Annotated in this window: 21 protein-coding genes; 13 read left to right on the top strand and 8 right to left on the bottom strand. The window is 61.8% G+C overall.

What is annotated here, in order from left to right; all coding sequences use genetic code 11:
* Positions 1-49: 49 nt before the first annotated feature.
* Positions 50-2,887 (bottom strand): excinuclease ABC subunit UvrA, encoded by a 2,838-nt coding sequence (uvrA, locus tag BLT85_RS13050; protein WP_093395535.1) that lies wholly within the window; start codon positions 2,885-2,887, stop codon positions 50-52.
* Positions 2,888-3,081: 194 nt separating this feature from the next.
* Here uvrA and BLT85_RS13045 point away from each other — a divergent pair, with 194 nt between their 5' ends.
* From BLT85_RS13045 to BLT85_RS13030, 4 genes are all read left to right on the top strand, one after another.
* Positions 3,082-4,452: an MFS transporter gene (locus BLT85_RS13045; RefSeq protein ID WP_093395532.1), complete on the top strand. Its 1,371-nt coding sequence runs from the start codon at positions 3,082-3,084 to the stop codon at positions 4,450-4,452.
* A 27-nt stretch (positions 4,453-4,479) separates the two neighbouring features.
* Entirely contained in the window at positions 4,480-4,965 is a 486-nt protein-coding gene (gene ssb / locus BLT85_RS13040) for a single-stranded DNA-binding protein (RefSeq protein ID WP_093395529.1), read from the top strand.
* Positions 4,966-5,055: 90 nt separating this feature from the next.
* A complete protein-coding gene (locus BLT85_RS13035) occupies positions 5,056-5,733 on the top strand; it encodes a histidine phosphatase family protein (RefSeq protein ID WP_093395526.1) in 678 nt (225 codons plus the stop codon).
* 76 nt (positions 5,734-5,809) lie between these two features.
* Positions 5,810-6,691, top strand: a complete 882-nt coding sequence (locus BLT85_RS13030) for a sugar nucleotide-binding protein (protein WP_093395523.1) — start codon at positions 5,810-5,812, stop codon at positions 6,689-6,691.
* A gap of 40 nt (positions 6,692-6,731) precedes the next feature.
* Here BLT85_RS13030 and BLT85_RS13025 read toward each other — a convergent pair whose 3' ends face one another.
* Positions 6,732-7,400 carry an OmpW family outer membrane protein gene (locus BLT85_RS13025; protein ID WP_093395520.1) on the bottom strand — a complete coding sequence of 223 codons (669 nt, stop codon included), beginning with the start codon at positions 7,398-7,400 and terminating at the stop codon, positions 6,732-6,734.
* A 202-nt stretch (positions 7,401-7,602) separates the two neighbouring features.
* On the opposite strand from BLT85_RS13025, the gene BLT85_RS13020 reads away from it, so the two are divergent.
* From BLT85_RS13020 to BLT85_RS12995, 6 genes are read left to right on the top strand one after another with little or no spacing between them, the layout of a single operon-like run.
* On the top strand, positions 7,603-8,367 hold the full coding sequence (locus tag BLT85_RS13020) for a DUF3450 domain-containing protein (protein WP_093395518.1): 765 nt from the start codon (positions 7,603-7,605) through the stop codon (positions 8,365-8,367).
* On the top strand, positions 8,364-9,734 hold the full coding sequence (locus tag BLT85_RS13015; RefSeq protein WP_093395516.1) for a MotA/TolQ/ExbB proton channel family protein: 1,371 nt from the start codon (positions 8,364-8,366) through the stop codon (positions 9,732-9,734). Before BLT85_RS13020 ends, BLT85_RS13015 begins: the two co-directional genes overlap by 4 nt.
* Positions 9,727-10,242: a MotA/TolQ/ExbB proton channel family protein gene (locus BLT85_RS13010; protein ID WP_172829834.1), complete on the top strand. Its 516-nt coding sequence runs from the start codon at positions 9,727-9,729 to the stop codon at positions 10,240-10,242. Before BLT85_RS13015 ends, BLT85_RS13010 begins: the two co-directional genes overlap by 8 nt.
* 9 nt (positions 10,243-10,251) lie before the next feature.
* On the top strand, positions 10,252-10,677 hold the full coding sequence (locus tag BLT85_RS13005; RefSeq protein WP_093395514.1) for an ExbD/TolR family protein: 426 nt from the start codon (positions 10,252-10,254) through the stop codon (positions 10,675-10,677).
* Complete coding sequence (locus BLT85_RS13000) at positions 10,677-11,402, top strand: energy transducer TonB (protein ID WP_093395512.1); 726 nt, start codon at positions 10,677-10,679, stop codon at positions 11,400-11,402. The genes BLT85_RS13005 and BLT85_RS13000 overlap by 1 nt, the downstream gene beginning before the upstream one ends.
* Complete coding sequence (locus tag BLT85_RS12995; RefSeq protein ID WP_093395510.1) at positions 11,399-12,508, top strand: tetratricopeptide repeat protein; 1,110 nt, start codon at positions 11,399-11,401, stop codon at positions 12,506-12,508. The genes BLT85_RS13000 and BLT85_RS12995 overlap by 4 nt, the downstream gene beginning before the upstream one ends.
* On the opposite strand, the gene BLT85_RS12990 is transcribed toward BLT85_RS12995, so the two are convergent.
* The 6 genes from BLT85_RS12990 to BLT85_RS12965 all read right to left on the bottom strand — a co-directional run bounded on the left by BLT85_RS12990 (position 12,502) and on the right by BLT85_RS12965 (position 17,296).
* Positions 12,502-13,011: a DUF3299 domain-containing protein gene (locus tag BLT85_RS12990; RefSeq protein WP_093395508.1), complete on the bottom strand. Its 510-nt coding sequence runs from the start codon at positions 13,009-13,011 to the stop codon at positions 12,502-12,504. The genes BLT85_RS12995 and BLT85_RS12990 overlap by 7 nt on opposite strands.
* A gap of 3 nt (positions 13,012-13,014) precedes the next feature.
* On the bottom strand, positions 13,015-14,277 hold the full coding sequence (locus BLT85_RS12985) for an ABC transporter permease (RefSeq protein ID WP_093397762.1): 1,263 nt from the start codon (positions 14,275-14,277) through the stop codon (positions 13,015-13,017).
* Positions 14,277-14,984, bottom strand: coding sequence for an ABC transporter ATP-binding protein (locus BLT85_RS12980; protein WP_093395506.1), 708 nt, complete (start codon positions 14,982-14,984; stop codon positions 14,277-14,279). The genes BLT85_RS12985 and BLT85_RS12980 overlap by 1 nt, the downstream gene beginning before the upstream one ends.
* A 45-nt stretch (positions 14,985-15,029) precedes the next feature.
* Positions 15,030-15,623: a DUF2796 domain-containing protein gene (locus BLT85_RS12975; protein WP_093395504.1), complete on the bottom strand. Its 594-nt coding sequence runs from the start codon at positions 15,621-15,623 to the stop codon at positions 15,030-15,032.
* 83 nt (positions 15,624-15,706) lie between these two features.
* Positions 15,707-16,585, bottom strand: coding sequence for a thioredoxin (gene trxA, locus BLT85_RS12970; protein ID WP_093395502.1), 879 nt, complete (start codon positions 16,583-16,585; stop codon positions 15,707-15,709).
* A gap of 57 nt (positions 16,586-16,642) precedes the next feature.
* Positions 16,643-17,296 carry a class I SAM-dependent methyltransferase gene (locus BLT85_RS12965; protein ID WP_093395500.1) on the bottom strand — a complete coding sequence of 218 codons (654 nt, stop codon included), beginning with the start codon at positions 17,294-17,296 and terminating at the stop codon, positions 16,643-16,645.
* 111 nt (positions 17,297-17,407) lie between these two features.
* Between BLT85_RS12965 and nrdR the strand changes: the two genes are divergently transcribed.
* From nrdR to nhaD, 3 genes are read left to right on the top strand one after another with little or no spacing between them, the layout of a single operon-like run.
* On the top strand, positions 17,408-17,878 hold the full coding sequence (gene nrdR, locus BLT85_RS12960; RefSeq protein WP_093395498.1) for a transcriptional regulator NrdR: 471 nt from the start codon (positions 17,408-17,410) through the stop codon (positions 17,876-17,878).
* Positions 17,865-19,004 (top strand): bifunctional diaminohydroxyphosphoribosylaminopyrimidine deaminase/5-amino-6-(5-phosphoribosylamino)uracil reductase RibD, encoded by a 1,140-nt coding sequence (gene ribD, locus BLT85_RS12955; protein ID WP_093397759.1) that lies wholly within the window; start codon positions 17,865-17,867, stop codon positions 19,002-19,004. Before nrdR ends, ribD begins: the two co-directional genes overlap by 14 nt.
* Positions 19,005-19,016: 12 nt before the next feature.
* The gene (gene nhaD, locus BLT85_RS12950; RefSeq protein ID WP_093395496.1) at positions 19,017-20,273 is read left to right on the top strand and encodes a sodium:proton antiporter NhaD; all 1,257 of its coding nucleotides are present in this window, start codon (positions 19,017-19,019) and stop codon (positions 20,271-20,273) included.
* Positions 20,274-20,294 lie beyond the last annotated feature (21 nt).

Raw genomic sequence — 20,294 nt, 5'->3', positions numbered from 1 at the left:
TTTGTCTCCGAATAAAAAACCGGGCGTATCGCCCGGTTTTTTATACCCGCTATGCCCTATCCCGCTTGAGAAGCGGCCCCAGAAACAGGCCGGTATGCGATTGCTTCATTTCCGATACCTGCTCAGGGGTGCCGGCGGCAATGATCTGCCCGCCCTTGAAGCCTCCTTCCGGCCCCAGATCGACGACCCAGTCGGCCGTCTTGATCACATCCAGGTTGTGTTCGATGACCACGACCGTGTTGCCGTGGTCACGTAAACGATGCAGGACATCGAGCAGTTGCTGAATATCGGCAAAGTGCAAGCCGGTCGTCGGTTCGTCGAGGATATATAGCGTCTTGCCAGTGTCGCGCTTGGACAGTTCGCGAGCCAGTTTGACGCGCTGGGCTTCACCCCCCGACAGAGTGGTCGCGGATTGACCAAGGCGGATGTATGACAGACCCACCTCAATCAGCGTTTGCAGCTTGCGGGCCAGTGCCGGTACCGCGTCGAAGAAGCTCCGCGCCTCCTCGATGGTCATCTCCAGCACCTCGTGGATGCTCTTGCCCTTGTACTTGATCTCCAGCGTCTCGCGATTGTAGCGCTTGCTCTTGCAGACGTCGCATGGCACGTAGATGTCCGGTAGGAAGTGCATCTCGACCTTGATCAGGCCGTCGCCCTGACAGGCTTCACAGCGCCCGCCCTTGACGTTGAACGAGAAGCGTCCGGCCTTGTAGCCGCGTGAGCGCGCTTCCTGGGTACCGGCGAACAGTTCGCGAATCGGGGTGAACAGTCCGGTATAGGTCGCTGGGTTGGAGCGTGGAGTCCGTCCGATCGGGCTTTGGTCGATGTCCACGACCTTGTCCAGATGCTGCAGGCCGTCGAAGCTCGTGTAAGGCGCGACATCCAGCGTCGTCGCGCCATTCAGCGCGGTCGCCGTGATTGGGTGGAGAGTATTGTTGATCAGCGTCGACTTGCCCGACCCGGAGACGCCGGTGACGCACGTCATCAGGCCGACGGGTATCTCCAGGTTGACGTTCTGCAGATTGTTGCCGCAGGCGCCTTTCAGGCGCAGCCACTCGTTCTTGCGCGGCGGGGTGCGCTCCGGCGGGACTGGGATTTTCATCCGGCCCGACAGGTACATCCCGGTCAACGAATTGGGGTCGTTCATCACTTCCCCGGGCGTGCCCTGCGATACGATTCGACCACCGTGGATACCGGCGCCGGGACCGATATCCACAACATAGTCGGCGAGTCGGATCGCGTCTTCGTCATGTTCCACCACGATGACGGTATTGCCCAGATCACGCAGGTGTACGAGCGTTCCCAGCAGGCGCTCGTTGTCTCGCTGGTGCAGGCCGATGGACGGCTCGTCAAGGATGTACATCACCCCGACCAGCCCTGCGCCGATCTGGCTGGCGAGGCGAATGCGCTGCGCTTCACCGCCTGACAGTGTGTCTGCGCTGCGGTCAAGCGTCAGGTAATCGAGCCCGACGTTAACCAAGAACGCCAGGCGTTCGCGGATTTCCTTCAGGATTTTCTCGGCGATCTCGCCGCGATTGCCCGGCAGCGTCAGCTGCGCAAAGTATTCGGCAGCGGCGCCGACCGGAAGAGTTGTCAGCCCGGGGAGGTTGCGCTCGTCGATGAATACATGGCGGGCCTCGCGACGCAGTCGGGTGCCGGCGCACTCCGGACACGGCTGAGTACTGAGGTACTTGGCCAGCTCTTCGCGCACGCTTTGCGATTCGGTTTCTCGATAACGGCGCTCCATATTAGGCAGGATGCCTTCGAACGGGTGCTCACGCTTGACGACATCGCCGCGATCATTCAGATAACGGAAGCTGACCTTCTCGGTACCGGTGCCGCTTAGGATGAGCTTGCGATGTTTGTCCTGCAGTTCGCCGAATGGCTGATCCAGATCGATACCGTAGTGGTTGGCCAGCGAACTGAGCATCTGAAAATAGTAGACGTTGCGCCGGTCCCAGCCGCGAATCGCGCCTTCGGCCAGAGTCAGCTCGCCGTTGACCAGTCGCTTGCTGTCGAAAAATTGCTTGACCCCCAGGCCATCGCAAACGGGGCAGGCACCGGCGGGATTGTTGAACGAAAACAGCCGCGGCTCCAGTTCGCTGATCGAGTGACCGCATTGCGGGCAGGCGAAACGTGCGCTGAAGACGATTTCCGGCGCCAGTTCTTCACCTTCCATGGGCGCGATGATCGCCAGCCCGTCGGCGAGGTTCAGCGCGGTCTCAAAGGACTCGGCCAGACGCAGCTGCAGATCGGCGCGCACCTTGAAGCGATCGACGACGACTTCGATGGTGTGCTTCTTGTTCTTTTCCAGTGCCGGTGCTTCGTCCAGATCATGAATGCGGCCGTTGATGCGAGCGCGAACGAAGCCCTGCGCACGCAGCTCGTCGAACAGTGCCAGGTGCTCGCCCTTGCGCTCGCGCATCACTGGCGCGAGCAGCATCAGCTTGCTGCCCTCGGGCATGGCAAGCACCTGGTCGACCATCTGGCTGACGGTTTGAGCAGTCAGCGGCAGATCATGGTCCGGGCACCGCGGGGTGCCGACTCGCGCGAATAGCAGGCGCAGATAATCGTAGATTTCGGTAATGGTGCCGACAGTCGAACGCGGGTTGTGCGAAGTCGATTTCTGTTCGATCGAGATCGCTGGCGACAGACCTTCGATATGGTCGACGTCCGGCTTTTCCATGATCGCCAGGAACTGGCGGGCATAGGCCGACAGCGACTCGACGTAACGACGCTGGCCTTCGGCGTAGAGCGTGTCGAAGGCGAGTGATGATTTTCCCGAACCGGACAGACCGGTAATGACGATGAGCTTGTCACGGGGCAGATCGAGATCGACGTTCTTCAGATTGTGGGTGCGCGCCCCACGGATGAGAATGGTATCCACAGTACATTTACCCAGCGGCCAGCAAAGCCGGTTAGTATACGTTGCCTGGGAACGAGGCAGCAAAATCGCAGCCGTTGCAGGCCATATTCCCCCGTTCGCTTTGCAACCAAAGATGTCCATGCGCGGCGTTGCCAGCGCTACGCTGCGTAGTCATGCATGCTAAAATGCGCGCCTTTTTCAATCCCGGAGATTTCATGCAACAGGCTGAATCGATGACGCCGATCGAGCGCCGCGCTGCGGTATCGCTCGCAGCCGTGTTCGCCTTTCGCATGCTCGGATTGTTCATGGTCCTGCCGGTGCTGGCCACCTACGGACAGCACCTCGATGGCGCGACGCCGTTGCTCATAGGAGTAGCAATCGGTGCCTATGGTTTCACCCAGGCGTTACTGCAGATTCCGTTCGGCATGTTGTCCGACCGTATCGGTCGCAAGCCAGTGATCATTGGCGGACTGCTGTTGTTCGCGCTGGGCGGGCTGGTGGCGGCCCAGGCAGACAGCATGCTTGGTGTGGTGATGGGCCGTATTCTGCAAGGTGCCGGTGCGATCGCAGCGGCAATCATGGCGCTCGTCGCTGATCTGACGCGGGACGAACATCGGACCAAGGCGATGGCGATGATAGGTATGAGCATTGGCGTCTCGTTCGGCGTGGCGATGATCGCCGGCCCGCTCATCGCTTCGGTCGCCGGGCTCTCCGGCGTGTTTTACGTCACCGTTGCGCTGGCGCTGGTTGGCCTGGCATTGGTGACCTGGGTGGTGCCAACACCGACCCTGGCGCTGCAACACCGGGAGGCCGGCGTGGTGCGCTCCGCATTGATGCCGGCGCTGCGCAATCCGGAGTTGCTGCGGCTCAACTATGGAATTGGCGCGCTGCACGCGATCCTCATGGCGAGTTTCGTGGCGATCCCGCTGGCACTGCAGGACCACGCCGGTTTACCCACCAGTCAGCATTGGTGGGTATACCTGTCGGCCTTGCTGGTTTCCTTCGTCGCGATGGTGCCCGCGATCATCTATGCCGAACGCAAGCGCCGGGTGAAGCAGGTGCTTCTGGCCGCTGTGGCCTTGCTGGCTGCGGTGCAGGGTATGATCTGGCTGAATCTCGATTCGCTGAATGGGCTGGTGGTGGCGATCGTGGTGTATTTCACTGCGTTCAATCTGCTCGAGGCCACTCTGCCGTCCTTGCTGAGCAAGATCGCGCCTCCCGGTGCCAAGGGGACTGCGATGGGCGTTTATTCGACCAGCCAGTTCATCGGCGCAGCGCTGGGTGGTGCCTTGGGAGGAGCGGCTTATGGGGAGTTTGGCCTGGGCGGGGTTTTCCTGCTTTGCGGTTTGCTCGCTCTTTCCTGGCTGATGATTGGTGTTACCATGAAGCAGCCGCCATATGTCAAAAGCTATCGCCTGCCGTTGCCCGATGCACCGTTCCGGGATGAGGCGCTGCTCCGGCGAATTCTCGCGGTGCCGGGCGTGGCCGAGGCGGTCATCGTGGCCGAGGAAGCGGCCGCATACATCAAAGTCGATACGCAGGTGCTGGATCGCGAAGCGCTGGATCGAGTTCTACAACCAGCCTGAGCTCAGGCACGTCAGGAGATTTGAATCATGGCCAGAGGCGTCAACAAGGTAATTCTGATCGGCAACGTCGGGGGCGATCCGGAAGTCCGCTACCTGCCCAATGGCAATGCCGTCGCCAACGTCACGCTTGCTACCTCCGATAGCTGGAAGGACAAGCAAACAGGCCAGCAGCAAGAGCGCACCGAATGGCACCGAGTGGTGTTCTTCGGCCGTATTGCCGAGGTCGTCGGTGAATACGTGCGCAAGGGCTCGAAGATGTACATCGAAGGTCGTCTGCAGACCCGTGAATGGGAAAAAGACGGCGTCAAGCGCTACACCACCGAAATCGTCGTCGACATGGGCGGCCAGATGCAGCTGCTCGACGGTCGCCCGCAGGGCGGTGAGCAGGGCATGGCCCCGCCGCGTCCGCAGCAACAGCGCCCGCAACAGCAGCAGCCATCGCCGCAGCCGGCGCAACAGCAGCCGCAATCGATGCCCGATTACGATAGTTTTGACGACGACATTCCTTTTTAGAATGTAGCTGTCGAACCAGCCCGGCTTGGTCGAGGATGATGTTCTTCGGCTCACCGGGCTTTGTTTTGCCCAGGAAAAAGCGAATCCAAGATGTCAGAAGTTTACTTTGTACGTCACGGCCAGGCGTCCTTCGGCTCGAGCAATTACGATCAGCTGTCGGACAAGGGTCATCGCCAAGCGCGGTTGCTTGGTGAGTACTTCCGCGAGCGCGACATGCACTTCGATCACATTCTCACCGGCGATATGGTGCGTCATCGCGAGACCGCAGAGGGCATCTGTGCCGGTCTGGACCTGAAGGACCCCTCGTTCGAAGTATTCACCCAGCTGAACGAGTTCGATTTCCACGCCATTCTCGCCGCCTATACGGCTCAGTTCCCGGAAGAGAAGCTCCCGGAGAAACCAGCGGTATCCGACTTCTTCAAGCGTCTGCGCAAGGGCATCATCCTCTGGTCACAGTCAGGCCTGGAGGGCGATTTGCCGGAAACCTGGGCGGCGTTCGAAGAGCGCGTTCGCTTTATGAAGGAAGATCTCATGGCTCGCTGCGCGGGCAAGCGGGTCCTGGCAATCAGTTCCGGAGGAGCGATTGCGATGCTGGTTCGCCAGTTGCTGGATGCGCCCTGCGAGACCATGGTCGAACTCAATCTGCAGACGCGTAACACCGGTCTCATCCACTGCGTGTTCAATCAGCGCTCGATGCGCTTGAGCAGCTTCAACAGCGTGCCGCATCTGGACCATCCGCAGCATCAGTCACTGATCACCTACGCATGACGCTGCGTGGTGACGCCATCGCCGTAACACTGCACAATAGGGGCAGGTTCCGTTCGATGAGACAAGGCTGATTCAGATGCGCATGCGGGTGTTGCTGCTTGGGGAAGAGACCCGTCTGGGTCAGGCCTTGCTGGCGCAGGCGTCGATGGAATCGATCCAGCTTCAGACGCTTGGGCAGTCGCCGGGCGGCTGGTCGAATGAGGTTGTCGACCAGGCACTGGCGCGAGAGCGTCCGGACATGCTGGTAAATCTGGCTTTCTACCATGAGCAGTTTCAACTGGGTCTGCTGGAACAACCAGCACTCGACGAGCAGCGGCGTTTTACCAACAAGCTGATCGAAAGCTGCGTCAGCCATGACTGCGCACTTTTTATGCCTTCCAGCGCCAGGGTATTCGACGGGCTAAAGACCAGTGCTTACAGCGAGAAAGATCCGCTCGCTCCTTCCGATCCGCTGGGCTCGCTGCAGGCAGAGCTCGAAGGACGGCTTCGCCAGGCCAGCGAGCGGCACGTCATCCTGCGCTTCAGCTGGCTTCTGGACCGGTCCGGCGACGGCCTGCTGGGGCGGCTGCTGGCGCAGATGCAAACTGGCGAACCCGTTCAACTGGCCGAAGAGTGGCGGGGCAATCCCACTCCGATCAACGATGCGGCCCGGGTCATGCTGGCGATACTCAAGCAACTTGACTGCGACGCACCGCTCTATGGCACCTACCACTACGGCAGTAGCGAAGTATCCAGCTGGATTTCCTTTGCCAAGAGTCTGGCGCAAGAGTTATTGGCCAGCCAGCAGCTGGAAGTCGATCCGATCGTACAGCCGGTTTCTTTCGCCAGCCAGCAAATGGCTGGGCGCGAGCCGCAGAATGCCGCACTGGCTTCTCGCCGGCTGTTGATGGCCTTCGGCATCAAGCCGCGCGCCTGGCGCGCTCAGCTTTCCGCACTGATCGACCCGCAGAACGCATGACGGCCGCAAAGGCGGCCGTCATGCGTTCCAGTCTTGCCGCTTAGAATTTGTATCCCAGGCCCACCATGTAGACGTACGGGTCGATATCCACGCTGACTTTGCCAGGCACGCCGCCTACGTCGAAGGTCGCTTCGGTGTCGATGTCCGCATACCAGACGGCTGCATTGAGAACGACGTTTTCGGTCAACATATAGTCCAGTCCAGCTTCCAGAGCCAGACCCCAGGAGTCATCCAGCGACAAGCCGTTGAAGCCAGCGGCAGCGGGATCGGACTTGAAGTCTTCGCTGAAGAACGTGGTGTAGTTCAGACCGGCGCCAACATAGGGCTGTAATGCAGATGCCGAACCCAGCGGGAAATACTGCAGTGTCAACGTCGGAGGCAGGTGCTTGACGTCAGCCAGTTCACCCACGCCGTTGAGATTGATGGTGTGCTTGAACGGGGTGGCTGCGAGCAGGCCCAGGCCCAGTCTGTCGCTCAGCATGAAGGTCCCGGTCAAACCCAGTTGTATGTTGCTGTCGACACCGACTTCCAGTCCGGTAGGCGCACCGCCCAGTTTGACGTCGCCGCTACTTTCTTGCGGATCAGCCGCTACCGCGCCCGCTCGCAGAATTACGTTGCCGGCCTCGTAGGCATGGGCGGTAACTGACACGGCCAGCAGGGCTGGAGCGAGGATAAGGGCAGCGGACAGCTTCTGTGTAACGCGTGACATGGTGTAGCTCCTGATGCATGTGTTGTCAGGGCTCACTGTATGCGTCGAAGGGACGTGGATTATTGATCTACAGCAATGCTTCGCTTTGGCCCGCTGCGACGCTCTGCCACAGCGGTTGAACTCCGCACAGACTCAGATGATAATGGTTCTCTTTTGTGGCTGGCCTCATCTGGTCGCCAGCTTCCCCCGATGGAGCCTTTGAATGAGAGCGGTATGCATGGTTCTGGCGACGCTCGTGTCCTCTGCAGCCCTGGCACAGAATGCCGGGGAGCGCGCGTTCGACGAAAGCGCGGCGCTGACCCGAGAAGCGGTGCAGTCTCAGCAACGTGTCGAGCAGCTGGATGACGCTACCCGCGAAGCGCTTGAGCGCTACAGAGAGGCAATCAGCCGGGGCGATCAGCTGCGCGATTACAACCAGCAACTCGAGGATATCGTTTCTGCTCAGCGGCAAGAGCTCCAACGCCTGCAGTCACAGCTGGCTTCCATCGAAGATACCCAGCACGAGGTGCTGCCTCTGTTGCAGCGCATGCTCGCCTCGCTGGAACGTTTCGTTGAGCTGGATCTGCCGTTTCAGTCCGAGGAGCGACACGAGCGGGTCGCGCAGCTCAAGACATTGATGGCCAACCCGGCGGTGAGCATTGCCGAGAAGTATCGGCGTGTGCTCGAGGCGTACCAGATCGAAAGCGACTATGGCCGCACGCTTGAAGCGTGGCGCGGCACATTGCAGGACGATACCGGAACGCGGGTGGTGGACTTTCTGCGTCTTGGCAGGCTGATGCTGTTCTACCAGACGCCCGATGGTAGCGAGCAAGGATACTGGGAGCCGGAGCAGGGCGATTGGGCAGCTTTGCCTGGAGAGTATCGACGCACTCTGGAGCAAGGCCTGAACATCGCCAGGCAGCAACAGACGCCGGTCATGCTGCGTTTGCCGCTTCCGCCAGTGCAGGATCAGGAGAATGCCCAATGAGCGCAGCGACACGGCGATGGATAGGAGCAGGCTTACTGGCGCTGATCGCCCCCCTGTGCTTTGCCCAGGCCGACACGGGCCCGGACAGCCTTGATGAGCTGTTGCGCAGCATTCGCGAGGTGCGTAGCGCGGAGCAGCAGGCAATGCGTGAGCGGGAGCAGCGGTTCATCGCCGAGCGAGACCAGCGCCAGCAGACGCTACGCGAAGCGGAGCAGGCACTTGCCGAGGTACAGGCGCAGACGGACCGGCTGCAAGCTGAATTCGAGCGACTCGAAAGCGAGCTGGGCGAGGCGCAAGCGCAGCTCGACGAGCGCAGCGGAAATCTTGGTGAGCTGTTCGGGGTAGTCAGGCAGATGGCCGCGGACACCCGTGGCCAATGGCGAGACTCGCTATTGAATGCTCGTTTCCCGCAGCGGACCGAGGGGCTTCAACAGCTTGAGCAAAGCCGCAGCATTCCGACGGTCGAAGAACTCGAACAGTTCTGGTACATACTGCAGCAGGACATGACAGCCAGCGGTCAGGTCAGCCGCTTCACCGCAGCGGTGGCGGGCCGGGATGGCCAGCAGCAGACATTGCCGGTCGTAGCCGTTGGTCCCTTCGTCGCCCTTCAAGGAGATGACTACCTTCTGTACGAGCCTGACGCCAATCGTTTTATGGTAGCGGCGCGTCAGCCCGGTGACGGCAACCTGGCCGAGGATTTTGTCGAGCCGCGCGACGAGCTTGCCGATCTCTGGGTCGATCCGACGCGGGGCAACGTGCTGGCGCAGCAACAGCTGACACCATCGCTGCTTGAGCGGGTTCGCCAGGGCGGGCTCGTTGGCTACGTGATTCTCGGCCTGGGCCTGCTCGGCTTACTGCTCGCCATCGGCCGGCTGATCTGGCTGCAGCGGGTGTCGCGCCGTGTCGATCGGCAAGCGGACGATCTCGGCGATTTGCGCACCGATAATCCACTTGGCCGAGTCCTCGGGGTCATCGGCGACCGGCCGCGCCTGGAAGAGATCGATACGCTGGAGCTCAAGCTCGACGAGGCGATCCTGCGTGAAACGCCGCGCCTCGAACGCTGGCAGGGGCTGATCAAATTGCTTGCCGCGGTTGCGCCGCTGCTCGGGCTGTTGGGTACCGTGACCGGCATGATTGCCACCTTCCAGGCGATCACGCTGTACGGCACCGGCGATCCGAAGATGATGGCCGGCGGCATTTCACAGGCGCTGGTGACAACCGTCCTGGGTCTGGTCGTGGCGATCCCGCTGTTGTTCCTGCATAGCCTGGTTGCCGCGCGAAGCAAAGCGCTCGTGCAATTGCTCGAACAGCAAAGCGCCGGCCTGATTGCCCTGCATCTGGGCAACGGAGAGCGTCGAGGTGACTGAAGGGCTGTGGCTGCTCAGGGATTTCCTCGACAGTGGCGGCTGGGTGCTGTGGACCATCCTGTTCACCACGATATTGCTCTGGACGCTCATGCTCGAGCGGTTGTGGTTCCTCGCTCGGGTCTTTCCCAGCGAGGCCCGGCGCCTGCAAGCCGACTGGCTTCACCGAGGCGATCGACATTCCGTGGCAGCTCGCTGCATCCGCCATGCCTGGCTGTCACAGGCGCAGTTGCGCCTGAATCGCTACCTCCCGCTGGTACGCGTACTGATCGCCCTGTGCCCCCTGCTTGGTTTGCTCGGGACGGTGACCGGCATGGTTCAGGTGTTCGATGTCATGGCGCTGAGCGGCAATGGCAACCCGCGCGAGATGGCCGCCGGGGTCTCCCGCGCCACGGTGCCGACGATGGCGGGTATGGTCATCGCCATCAGCGGGCTGTTCTGCCTGGCAAGACTCGATCAGCAGGCGCGTCGCGCCCTGCAGATGCTCACCGACAAGCTGCACCACGACTAGGAATCGACCATGCGCATGCGCAGGCACCAAGCAAGCAGTGACGACGAAGCCGGCATCGATCTGACGCCCATGCTCGACATCGTTTTCATCATGCTGATTTTCTTTATCGTCACCAGCTCCTTCATCAAGGAAGCCGGGATCACGGTGCAGACGCCGTCTGCCGACACGGCCGAAAACCAGCCCAGGGGCAACATCCTTATCGCGGTGGACGCCAACGGCGAGATCTGGATCGACCGTCAGCAGGTCGACATCCGCTCGGTGCGTGCCGCGGTCGAGCGCATGCGCGTTGATCAACCGGACAGCTCGGTGGTGGTGCAGGCCGATCGTGACGCACGCAGCGGTCTGGTGATCCGCATCATGGATCAGGTTCGCCTGGCCGGAGTAGACGACGTCGCGCTAGCCGCCACCGCGTCGGGCTCGGGTGGATCGCGCTGATGCGGCTGCTAGTCAGCCTGGGAGCAGCAGTCCTGGTTGCCCTGGCCCTGTTCGGCTTGATGATTCTGCTGGTCATGCCCCCCCGCGACGATCAATTGCCCGATGAGGAGATAGCGCGGGTCGGCTTCGTGCGCAGCGTAAGCGATACTGCCAGCGAAGAACGCCAGCGTCGCGAATTGCCGGAGCGTCCGGAACCTCCTGATCTGCCCGAGCCGCCGCCGATCCCTGACGCTGCGCCAGAGGCTCCGGCGCAGGCGGAGGTGGCGCTGGATCTGAGCATTCCCGACCTGCCTGCGCAGATCAATATCACTGCTGCGCCGAGCCTCGATAACCTCGCGGTGGCGCAACCGACACCGGAGCCCGTCGCGGCTCCGGCTGCGCCAGCGCCTCAGCCTGCCGAACCGGAAGCCGCAGCCTCGGCGGAGATGGGCGAGGTGAGTATCGACGAAGACGTGACGCCGCTGGTCGACATACCGCCCAACTACCCGCCGCGGGCTAGTGCTGCCGGGATCGAGGGCAAGGTTGTGTTGCGTTTCACCATCACCGCCGAAGGCAAGGTCGACAATCTGCGGGTAACCGAGGCAGAGCCGCCGGGCGTCTTCGATCGGGAAGCGCGGCGCGCGGCAAGCCGCTGGCGCTTCGCCCCGCGGCGTGAAAATGGTCAGCCGGTACCTCGCGAGGCAACCAAGACGTTGTACTTCCGTCTGCAAGGGCGGCGCCGATGACCCCGCGTATCCTATCTGCCGGGCTGCTGTCGTTAGTGGTGTGCTGTGGTGCCGTGCAGGCGCAGCAGCAGATTTCCCGGCCGGTTTTTGAAGCTATCGCCGAGGCGCAGCGCCTCCAACAAGCGGGCAGTCAGGCCGAAGCCCGGGCGCGGTTGGAAGCTATCCGCCAGGGCTTGCGCGAAGGCTCGTTGGAGTTGGCGCTTGTCCATCAGCGTCTGGGCTATCTGGCGATCGAGCAGGACCGGCCGTCCGAAGCCATCAAATGGCTGCGTCTGGGTCTGAATAGCGGGGCGCTGGGCGATCAGGCTGCAGCGCAGGACCGGCGGAACCTGGCGCAGTTGCTCATAGGCGCTGGACAGCACGCCGAGGCAGTGCGGCTACTCGAGCAGGAACAACAACGAGGCGAGCTCTCGACCCCGCGCAAAAGGCTGTTGGTGCAGGCCTATAGCGAGCTGGAGCAGTACGACAAAGCCATACCTCTGGCCGAGCAGGTGGTGGCTGCCGATCCGCAGGCAGACACGGTGTGGTACCGCCTGCTGGCTGGCATGAATCACCGGCTCGAACGCTACCGGCAGGCCGAACGCTGGCTCAAGGTGCTGGTACGCAGACAACCCAACCAGTCCGAGCACTGGCGGCAACTGGCTGGCATGCAAAGTCTCGATGAGCGTCAGGTCGAGGCTGCGGCCACCCTCAGACTGGCCCACGAGGGCGGCATATCCTTGAGCGACCAGGATCTGCATAACCTGGTGGCCGTGCACGTCCAGGCGGGGGCGCCCTGGCAGGCCGCCCGTCTGCTGCAGGCGCTGCTTGCCGAGAACCTGTTACGACCGAGCGCCGAGCGTCAGCGGCTTCTGGCGCAGCTATGGTCGCAGGCGCGTGATCGCGAGCGAGCCGAGGCAGCCTGGAGCGCATTGGCCGGAAAAAGCGGTGCAAGTTCCGATTGGCTGCAGCTGGCCAGGCTACAGCTGGAAAAGCAGCAGTGGTCAGCCTTGCTCGGCACGCTGGAGCGGGCAGAGGCGGGCGCCAGTGCCGAGCAATTGGCAACGATCAGACAGTGGCGCGACTATGTTGAAGCGGTACGGGCCGAGGAAGGCGCGAATCAGTAGACGTAAGGCTCGATCTGGCTGGCGCTGATCTGGTAACCGGCTGTGGCCAGCTCGCTTTCCACCCTCTGAACGCGCATCGGGCCGCTGATCCAGAACGGTTGGTACAGAGCGTCCAGCTCGATCCCTTCGCTACTGATGACGTGGACAATCTGGTTCGAGGGCGGCGGTGGCACATGGATGCACGCGCCGAAGTAGGGCACCAGCAGAAACTCGACGACGCGACCCTCGCTGAGACCAAGCGGCACTACGTAGCCCGGCAGCCGCACCTCGCGGCCGTCCAGCTCTTCGACGACCGGTGCGGCCGGGTTCAGCTGCTCGGCAGGGTCGCCGGACTCGTCGATCATCTCACTCATGCCGGAGAGTTCGTGCGGGCTCTGCGGGGCCGGCATCGGCTCTTCGTAGCCCGGCGGGATGAGATCGTCCCAGCTAAGCTCCTGCGCGGCGAACGCGGCAGTGCAACTTAGCCATGCCAGGGCAGAAACAAAGCCGGTCAGTACGCGCATGGTTCAGATCCGTATCGTTAGGCCGTCATTGAGCGAAAGTCGGTAAGCGCGCCAGGCCGGGATGCAACCCATGAGAACGCTGGCGAGCAGAATTGCGCCGAGTAGCAGCCACTCTCTCGATGCCGGCATCTGTATCGCGATGAACAAGCCATAGTGGTCCAGCAGCCATGGCCTGGCAACCCCAAGCGCAGCGTAGAGAATCAACAGACCGCAGGCGATGCCGGCCACTGTCAGCACCAGCGCCTCGCTGAGCAACAATCCGAAAACATGCATTGGTCGCGCGCCCACCGAGCGCAGGATGGCCATCTCCCGTCGGCGTTCATTGAGGCCTGCGAGTACCGCAGTGAGCATGCCGATCAACCCGGTCAGGACAACGCAGCTCGATACCAGGAACAGGGCTTTTTCCGCCGTACCCAGCAAGCTCCACAACTCCTGAAGCGCGACGCCGGGCAGAATCGCCAGCAGTGGCTCGGCCCGGTATTGGTTGATGTCTCGCTGGACCGCGAAGGTGGCGATACGACTGTCCAGGCCGAGCAGGACCGCGGTCAACGAGTCAGGTGTCAGATCGATCTGCCGGGCGTTATCAGCGCTGATCTGGCGGCCGCCGCGCGCCGGCATGCCACTGTTCCAGCCCAGATGAATCGCCTGCATGCCTTCCAGACTGATGTGGACCGTGCGATCGACCGGCGTACCGGTGCGGGCGAGAATCCCACTGACTCGAAACGGTTTATCCGCATGATCGACGAAGCTGACCGACCCGGTACCATGTGCAAGGACGATTTCATCTCCCGGTTTATAGCCGAGGTCGCGCGCTACGTCGGCGCCGATCACCGCCTGGTAGAGATCATCGAAGGCGGCACCTTGAGCAAATACCAGCGGCTGTTCGCGGCCAAAGCGGAAATGCTCGAAATACTGCGCGTCGGTGCCCATCACCTTGAACCCGCGATGCGAATCGCCCAGGGACACGGGAATCGCCCAGTCCACCCGAGGGTGGTCACTGATGCGCTGGTAGCTCTCCCAACTGATATTGTTGGTGGCGTTGCCGATGCGAAAGACCGAGTACAGCAACAGTTGCACCGAGCCGGAACGTGCACCCACGATCAGGTCCGTGCCCGAGATGGTATTGGCAAAGCTGGCGCGGGCCTCGGTACGGATACGTTCCACGCCCAGCAACAGCGCGACGCTCAGGGCGATGGCCAGCATGGTCAAGAGGGCAGAGAAGCGACGGTTGGCCAGGCTTCTGAGTGACAGCCGCAGCAAATACATCATGCGTTCTCCTGCCGCTGGGCCAAATTCAGCTGGCCGAGCGAGAGGCTGCGGTCGAAGAGCGTTTCCAGTGAAGCGTCGTGGCTGACGAACAGCAGGCTGGTGCCGGCCCGGGCGCATTCATCGAACAGCAGGCTGATGAAGGTCTGGCGCGTATCGGCATCCAGCGCGGAGGTCGGCTCGTCGGCGATGATCAGTTCGGGTTTGCCGATCAGGGCACGAGCGGCTGCCACCCGCTGTTGCTGCCCTACGGATAGCTCGCTGACGGGGCGCTGCAGATAGCTGTCCTGCAGGCCGAGACCGATCAGCAAGCTCCTGGCGGCGGCCGTCAGGCTTTGGTGGTCGGCCAGGGCGCGCTCGCGGCGCACCGGCGAAAAGCTGCAGGCCAGCGTGACGTTGTCGATGACCGACAAGTACGGCAGCAGGTTGAACATCTGGAAGATGTAGCCGATGTGATCGGAGCGAAAGCGATCCCGGCGGGACGAAGACAGGGTGTACAGGTCTTCACCCAGCAGGCGAACCGTGCCGGCATCGGGCCGATTCACACCGCCGATCAATCCGAGCAAGGTGGTTTTTCCGCTGCCGGAAGGCCCTTTCAGGAAAAGACGCTCCCCGCGAGCAAGAAGAAATTCGTCGATCGCCAGTAGCAGCGGTTGACCCGGCCAGGCATAGCGCAATGATTCGATTCGGATGATTTCGGCTGCCATGCGCAGTCTTCCGCTCCCCGGGGTTAGACACGAGCTGCGCTCATCTTACAGCTTCACCACCGGCTGGCTAGCGGTCACCTCGCCGCCAAGCTGCCCCCGCGTACCGATGCTCTGAAGCAGCAGTCGTTCTGTATTGGGGAATACCTTGAACACCGCCAGTTCGATCTGCTCGATGGCATCGGCATTCTCGCAGCTAAATCGATAGTGCGCTGTGATGTCCTGATGTGAATCAGCCGACTCGGCATGCTCATGCCCATCATGGCCATGTTCCGCCGCGTCGGAGTCGACGTCCTTGAGCAGCGCGCTCTCAACGTCTACCGCTTCGGGGACGCAGCGCGCCTCGGCAGGGAGAATGAACAAACCGCCCGGCTGGCGCAGGTTGTCCAGTACCCGTTGCGCCTGCTCACGCTCCGCGTCGCTGCTCGGCTGGTATTCGAAGCCCAGGAAGTTGTCGGCCGGGCCGGAGAGCTCGATTTCCAGTGTACTTCCATCCAGCGCCATATTCAGTGCACCTACTCCGTGTTGGTGGACGCCGGGCTGGTGAACGTGATCGTGCTCACGGCTATGGTGTGCCTGCCCGACGGCCAGGACAGGAAGCGCGAGACAGCAGAACGCGAAAGCAGGGCGGATCGAAACCATGATGAGCCTCCGAGAGAAAAATCGGATGTTATCTTATAACTCCCTGCTTGGCGAATGCAGCAGCCGGGCTCGCCGGCTGCTGGTCAGTAGAGCGCCTGGTACATCCGTCGGCGATATTGGATGGTCAGGGAATGGTTGCCGCCAAGGGCATCGAATACTTGCAGCAAGGTGCGCTGCGGGCTGTTGTCGGCATAATCCCGATCTGTCTGAAACAGCCCGAGCAGCGCATCCAGGGCCGGTTCGTAGCGGCCATCTGCCAAATCCCGCAGCGACAATTGATACAGCGCCTCGGTGTCCTTCGCATCGCTAGCCAAACGTGATTCCAATTGCTCGCGCGGCGGCAGAGCCTGGGCCTCGCGGGCAAACGTCAGCTGCGCGCGCAACCCGGCAAGCGCCTGCTTGTTCTCATCACTGGCCGGGACCGACTCGATGACCTGCTGGGCTTCGTCGGGACGCTTCGCGGCGATCAAGGCACGCGCCAACAGCAGCAGGAACCCCTCGTCGCGAGCGTCGTTGTCCGCAGCCTCCAGCGTGGCGATGGCCTGCTCGGGCTCCCCTGCGTTCAGCAGTGACGTCGCTTGCTCGATCACATCCGCTTCGGGCGCAGGAGCGGGTTCTGCGGCTGTGGCATAGGGCTCGACCATCGCACGGATGGCGCTTTCAGGCTGCACGCCGGCGAAGCCATCCACCGGTTGACCGTCCTTGAACAGCACGACGGTAGGCAGGCTGCGAATACCGAAGCGTTCGGTCAGGGCGGCCTGTTCGTCGCAATTGACCTTGGCCAGCAACAGTTCGCCCTGCATGCCCTCGACGATTTTCGTCAGCACAGGCATCAGCGCCTTGCAGGGCGCGCACCAGTCGGCCCAGAAGTCGACCAGCACTGCCTTGTGGAACGAGTTTTCGATGACGAAACGGTCGAAGTCGTCGGCGGTTACGTCGAAGATGTAGGGCGATTGACTCATGGATTGGATCCGGCAGTTGTTCAATGGATAACTATATGGTGGCGGCCGTGCATCGAATCAAGGTGTGGCCAGATACAGCGCTACCTGACGAAACTCCAGGGGCTCGCCAAGGTCGGGGATGGTCTCACCCGTCAGCATGGCCAGTTTGCGATAGCCGGGGTGTTGCAGGTCACGTACTCGGCTGTCGGCAATCAATACCTGGTCGGCGCGTTGACGGAAGTGATCCAGAAATGGCCGATTGTCGCTGTCATAGAGCACGTCTGCGGCGATGATCAGATCAAGATCGCCTTCGACGGCGAAATAATCGGCGGCGTATTGCAGCTCGACTCCGTTCAGCTCGGCATTCAGGGCGCAGGCCTGGCGTGCCGGGGCGTCCAGATCGCAGGCAATACTCTGGGCTGCCCCGGCAAGTTGACAGGCAAGCGCGACCACACCCGAGCCGCTACCAAAGTCCAGAACCCGTTTGCCACGAACCTCTTCCGGGTGGTCGAGTACCCAGCGCGCCAGCGCCAACCCGCTGCCCCAGCAAAACCCCCAGTAAGGTGGAGCGTCGAGCAGCCTGCGGGTTTCCTCGGCTGCGAAGGCGCGCGCCAGGTTCTGAGGATCCAGCAAGCACAGCCGCAGCTCAGGCACTCCAGGCAGTGCGGATTCGCACAGGCGCGCCTCGCTGAGCACCCTGTGCAGTTCAGCTTCCAGGTTCGCTCGCAGCATCGCTTGGCCTCTGTGCAAAAGCGTGCATTGTACGCTCGGCCCGATTTATTCGCAGCGGACAAGGGAGTAACATGTGCAGCGCTCATTTCCCGTGACCAGGATTGCCCACCCATGCATTGTCCGTTCTGTAGTGCGCATGACACCAAAGTGATCGATTCACGATTGGTGGCCGATGGCGACCAGGTTCGGCGCCGCCGGGAATGCCTGGCCTGTCAGGAGCGCTTCACCACCTTCGAAACCGCCGAGCTGGTCCTGCCAAGAGTGATCAAGCAGGACGGCCGCCGTCAGCCGTTCGATGAAGACAAGCTGCGTGCCGGCTTGCTCAGGGCGTTGGAAAAGCGCCCGGTCAGCGTCGAGCAGATCGAGGCGGCGATCAGCCATATCAAGCATCGTCTGCGTGCCACCGGGGAACGTGAAGTGAAAGCGATGGTGGTTGGTGAGATGGTCATGAACGAGCTCAAACAGCTTGATGAAGTGGCCTATATCCGCTTCGCCTCGGTCTATCGGCGCTTTCAGGATCTAAATCAGTTCCGCGAGGAAATCGAACGACTGTCCCGGCGCGAGCATGATGACAAGGGCTGAACAGGATCGTCTGGATCGCTTGCACATGGCCCGTGCGCTGGAACTGGCGGCGCGCGGCTTGTACACCACCGAGCCCAATCCGCGGGTCGGCTGCGTGCTGGTCAATGGCGGTCAGGTGGTTGGAGAGGGCTGGCATAAGCGTGCTGGCGAAGGCCACGCGGAAGTCAATGCGTTGCGCGAGGCCGGCGACCGAGCCAAGGGGGCGACTGCCTACGTCACGCTCGAGCCCTGCAGCCACTTTGGCAAGACGCCGCCCTGTGCCGATGCACTGATCGGGGCGGGCGTGGCCCGCGTGGTCGCTGCGATGCAGGACCCCAATCCGCAGGTCGCCGGACGCGGTCTGGCCCGGTTGCGCGACGCTGGTATCGAAACCGATTGTGGTTTGCTCGAGGCCGAAGCTGCCGCACTCAATCCGGGCTTCATCAAACGCATGCAAACCGGCCGGCCCTACGTGCGGGTGAAGCTGGCAATGAGCGTTGACGGTCGCACCGCCATGGCCAGCGGCGAAAGCAAGTGGATTACCGGGCCGGAGGCGCGCGCCGATGTGCAGCGGCTGCGCGCCCGTAGTGGCGCGATAATCAGCGGTGCCGATAGCGTACTGCAGGATGATTCGGCACTGACGGTGCGCGCTGCCGAGCTGGGCCTGCCGCTCGCTGAGGCCGAAGCGGCAGCAGCCCGACTACCGCTGCGCGTGCTGATCGATGGTCGTATGCGTGTTCCGCTGGATAGTCGCCTGTTTCGTGAGCCGGGCCCGATTCTCGTGGTGTGCCGCGGTGTGCGTGGGCGCGAGCAGGATTATGGGTTCGCTGGCGCCGAGCTGCTAACCCTGCCGGATGATGCCGGTGAACGTGTGGATCTGCCGGAGCTCCTGGCTGAGCTCGGCGCACGGCAATGCAATGAAGTACTCGTCGAATCCGGCGCCGGTTTGGCCGGAGCGTTTTTCCAGGCGGGCCTGGTCGACGAAGTCATCGTTTATATGGCGCCACGGCTGCTGGGCAGCCGGGCGCGACCGCTGTTGGAGTTGCCGATCGACAACATGGCTGGTGCCATGGATCTCGAGATAACCGACATGCGGGCTATCGGCCGGGACTGGCGTATCACGGCGCGACCGATTTTTCCTTCCTGAGAGTGTTTCATCATGCATAGCGGTGTGCAGGTCCTGTTGATCCTGATGGCGATCGCAGCGTTTCTGGGTGTCGTGTTCGAAGAAGTCATACATGTAAACAAGGCCAAGGTGGTGCTGTTCTTCGGCGCGCTCGCCTGGATGGTGCTGTTTATCGCCGCGCCTGATCTGGCCTTTCGCGAGCAGGTTCAGGCAGCGCTCAGCCACAATATCACCGATATCGCCAGCCTCTGGCTGTTCCTGCTGGCGACCATGACCTTCGTCGCCTATCTGAACAAGAAAGGCCTGATCGAGAACATCATCTACTCGATCCTTCCGGCGCACATAACCGAGCGCAAGCTGCTGTTTCTGACCGGTCTGTTCTGCTTCGTCTTTTCGTCGATCGCCGACAACATCACCGCTACGCTGGTCTCCATTGCGCTGGTCGTCAGCCTGAATCTGGAGCTGCGCAAAACGCTGCGCTTCGCCACGCTGGTGATCTTCGCGGTCAACTCCGGCGGCGTGGCGATGATCACGGGTGACGTCACGACGCTGATGATCTTCCTGGCCAACAAGGTAGAGATCACCAACCTCCTGCTACTTGCCTTCCCGGCTTTGCTGGCCGTGTTGCTGCTTGCCGGTCTGCTCTCGGTCGGTCTGAGCGGCGAGGTAATGATCCAGAAAAGCGAGCTCAAGCCGATCCGCGGGGTCGACAAGGTTATCGCCGGCATCTTCCTGTTGACGATTTTCGGCACCATTCTTGGCAGCCTGCTGTTCGCCATTCCGCCGGTACTGAGCTTTCTCACCGGCCTGGCGGTCATGTTTCTGGTGGCGCGTTTCTTCAACGAAGACATCGAAAACGATCCGATCCTGGAATACATTCGCGCCATCGAGTTCGAGACGCTGCTGTTCTTCCTCGGCGTGTTGCTGCTGGTGGGTATGCTGCAGTTCATTGGCGTGTTGCAGGGGCTCACCGCGCTGTACGACGTGATGCCGACCCTGGGCGCGAACTTCCTGATGGGCCTGCTTTCGGCGCTGATCGACAACGTTCCGCTGACTGCCGCATTGCTCAAGTCGGATCTGGAGATGACCACTGCCGAGTGGATGGGCCTGACTTATGCTGTCGGTGTGGGTGGTTCATTGCTTATAATCGGCTCCGCGGCGGGCATCGTGGCGATGAGCAAAGTGCCCGGCCTGACCTTCATGACATACCTGCGCAGCTTCGGGCTGCTGCTGATGGCGTTTGCTTTCGGCTTCCTGGCGGTATACGGCGTCGGCCTATTGGTCGGCTAGGCGTCCATCTGAGAAGAGGCA

Source organism: Halopseudomonas xinjiangensis (assembly GCF_900104945.1).
Lineage (GTDB): Bacteria > Pseudomonadota > Gammaproteobacteria > Pseudomonadales > Pseudomonadaceae > Halopseudomonas > Halopseudomonas xinjiangensis.
The sequence above is the reverse complement of the archived record's forward strand: the minus strand, read 5'-3'. Positions and strand labels throughout refer to the sequence as shown.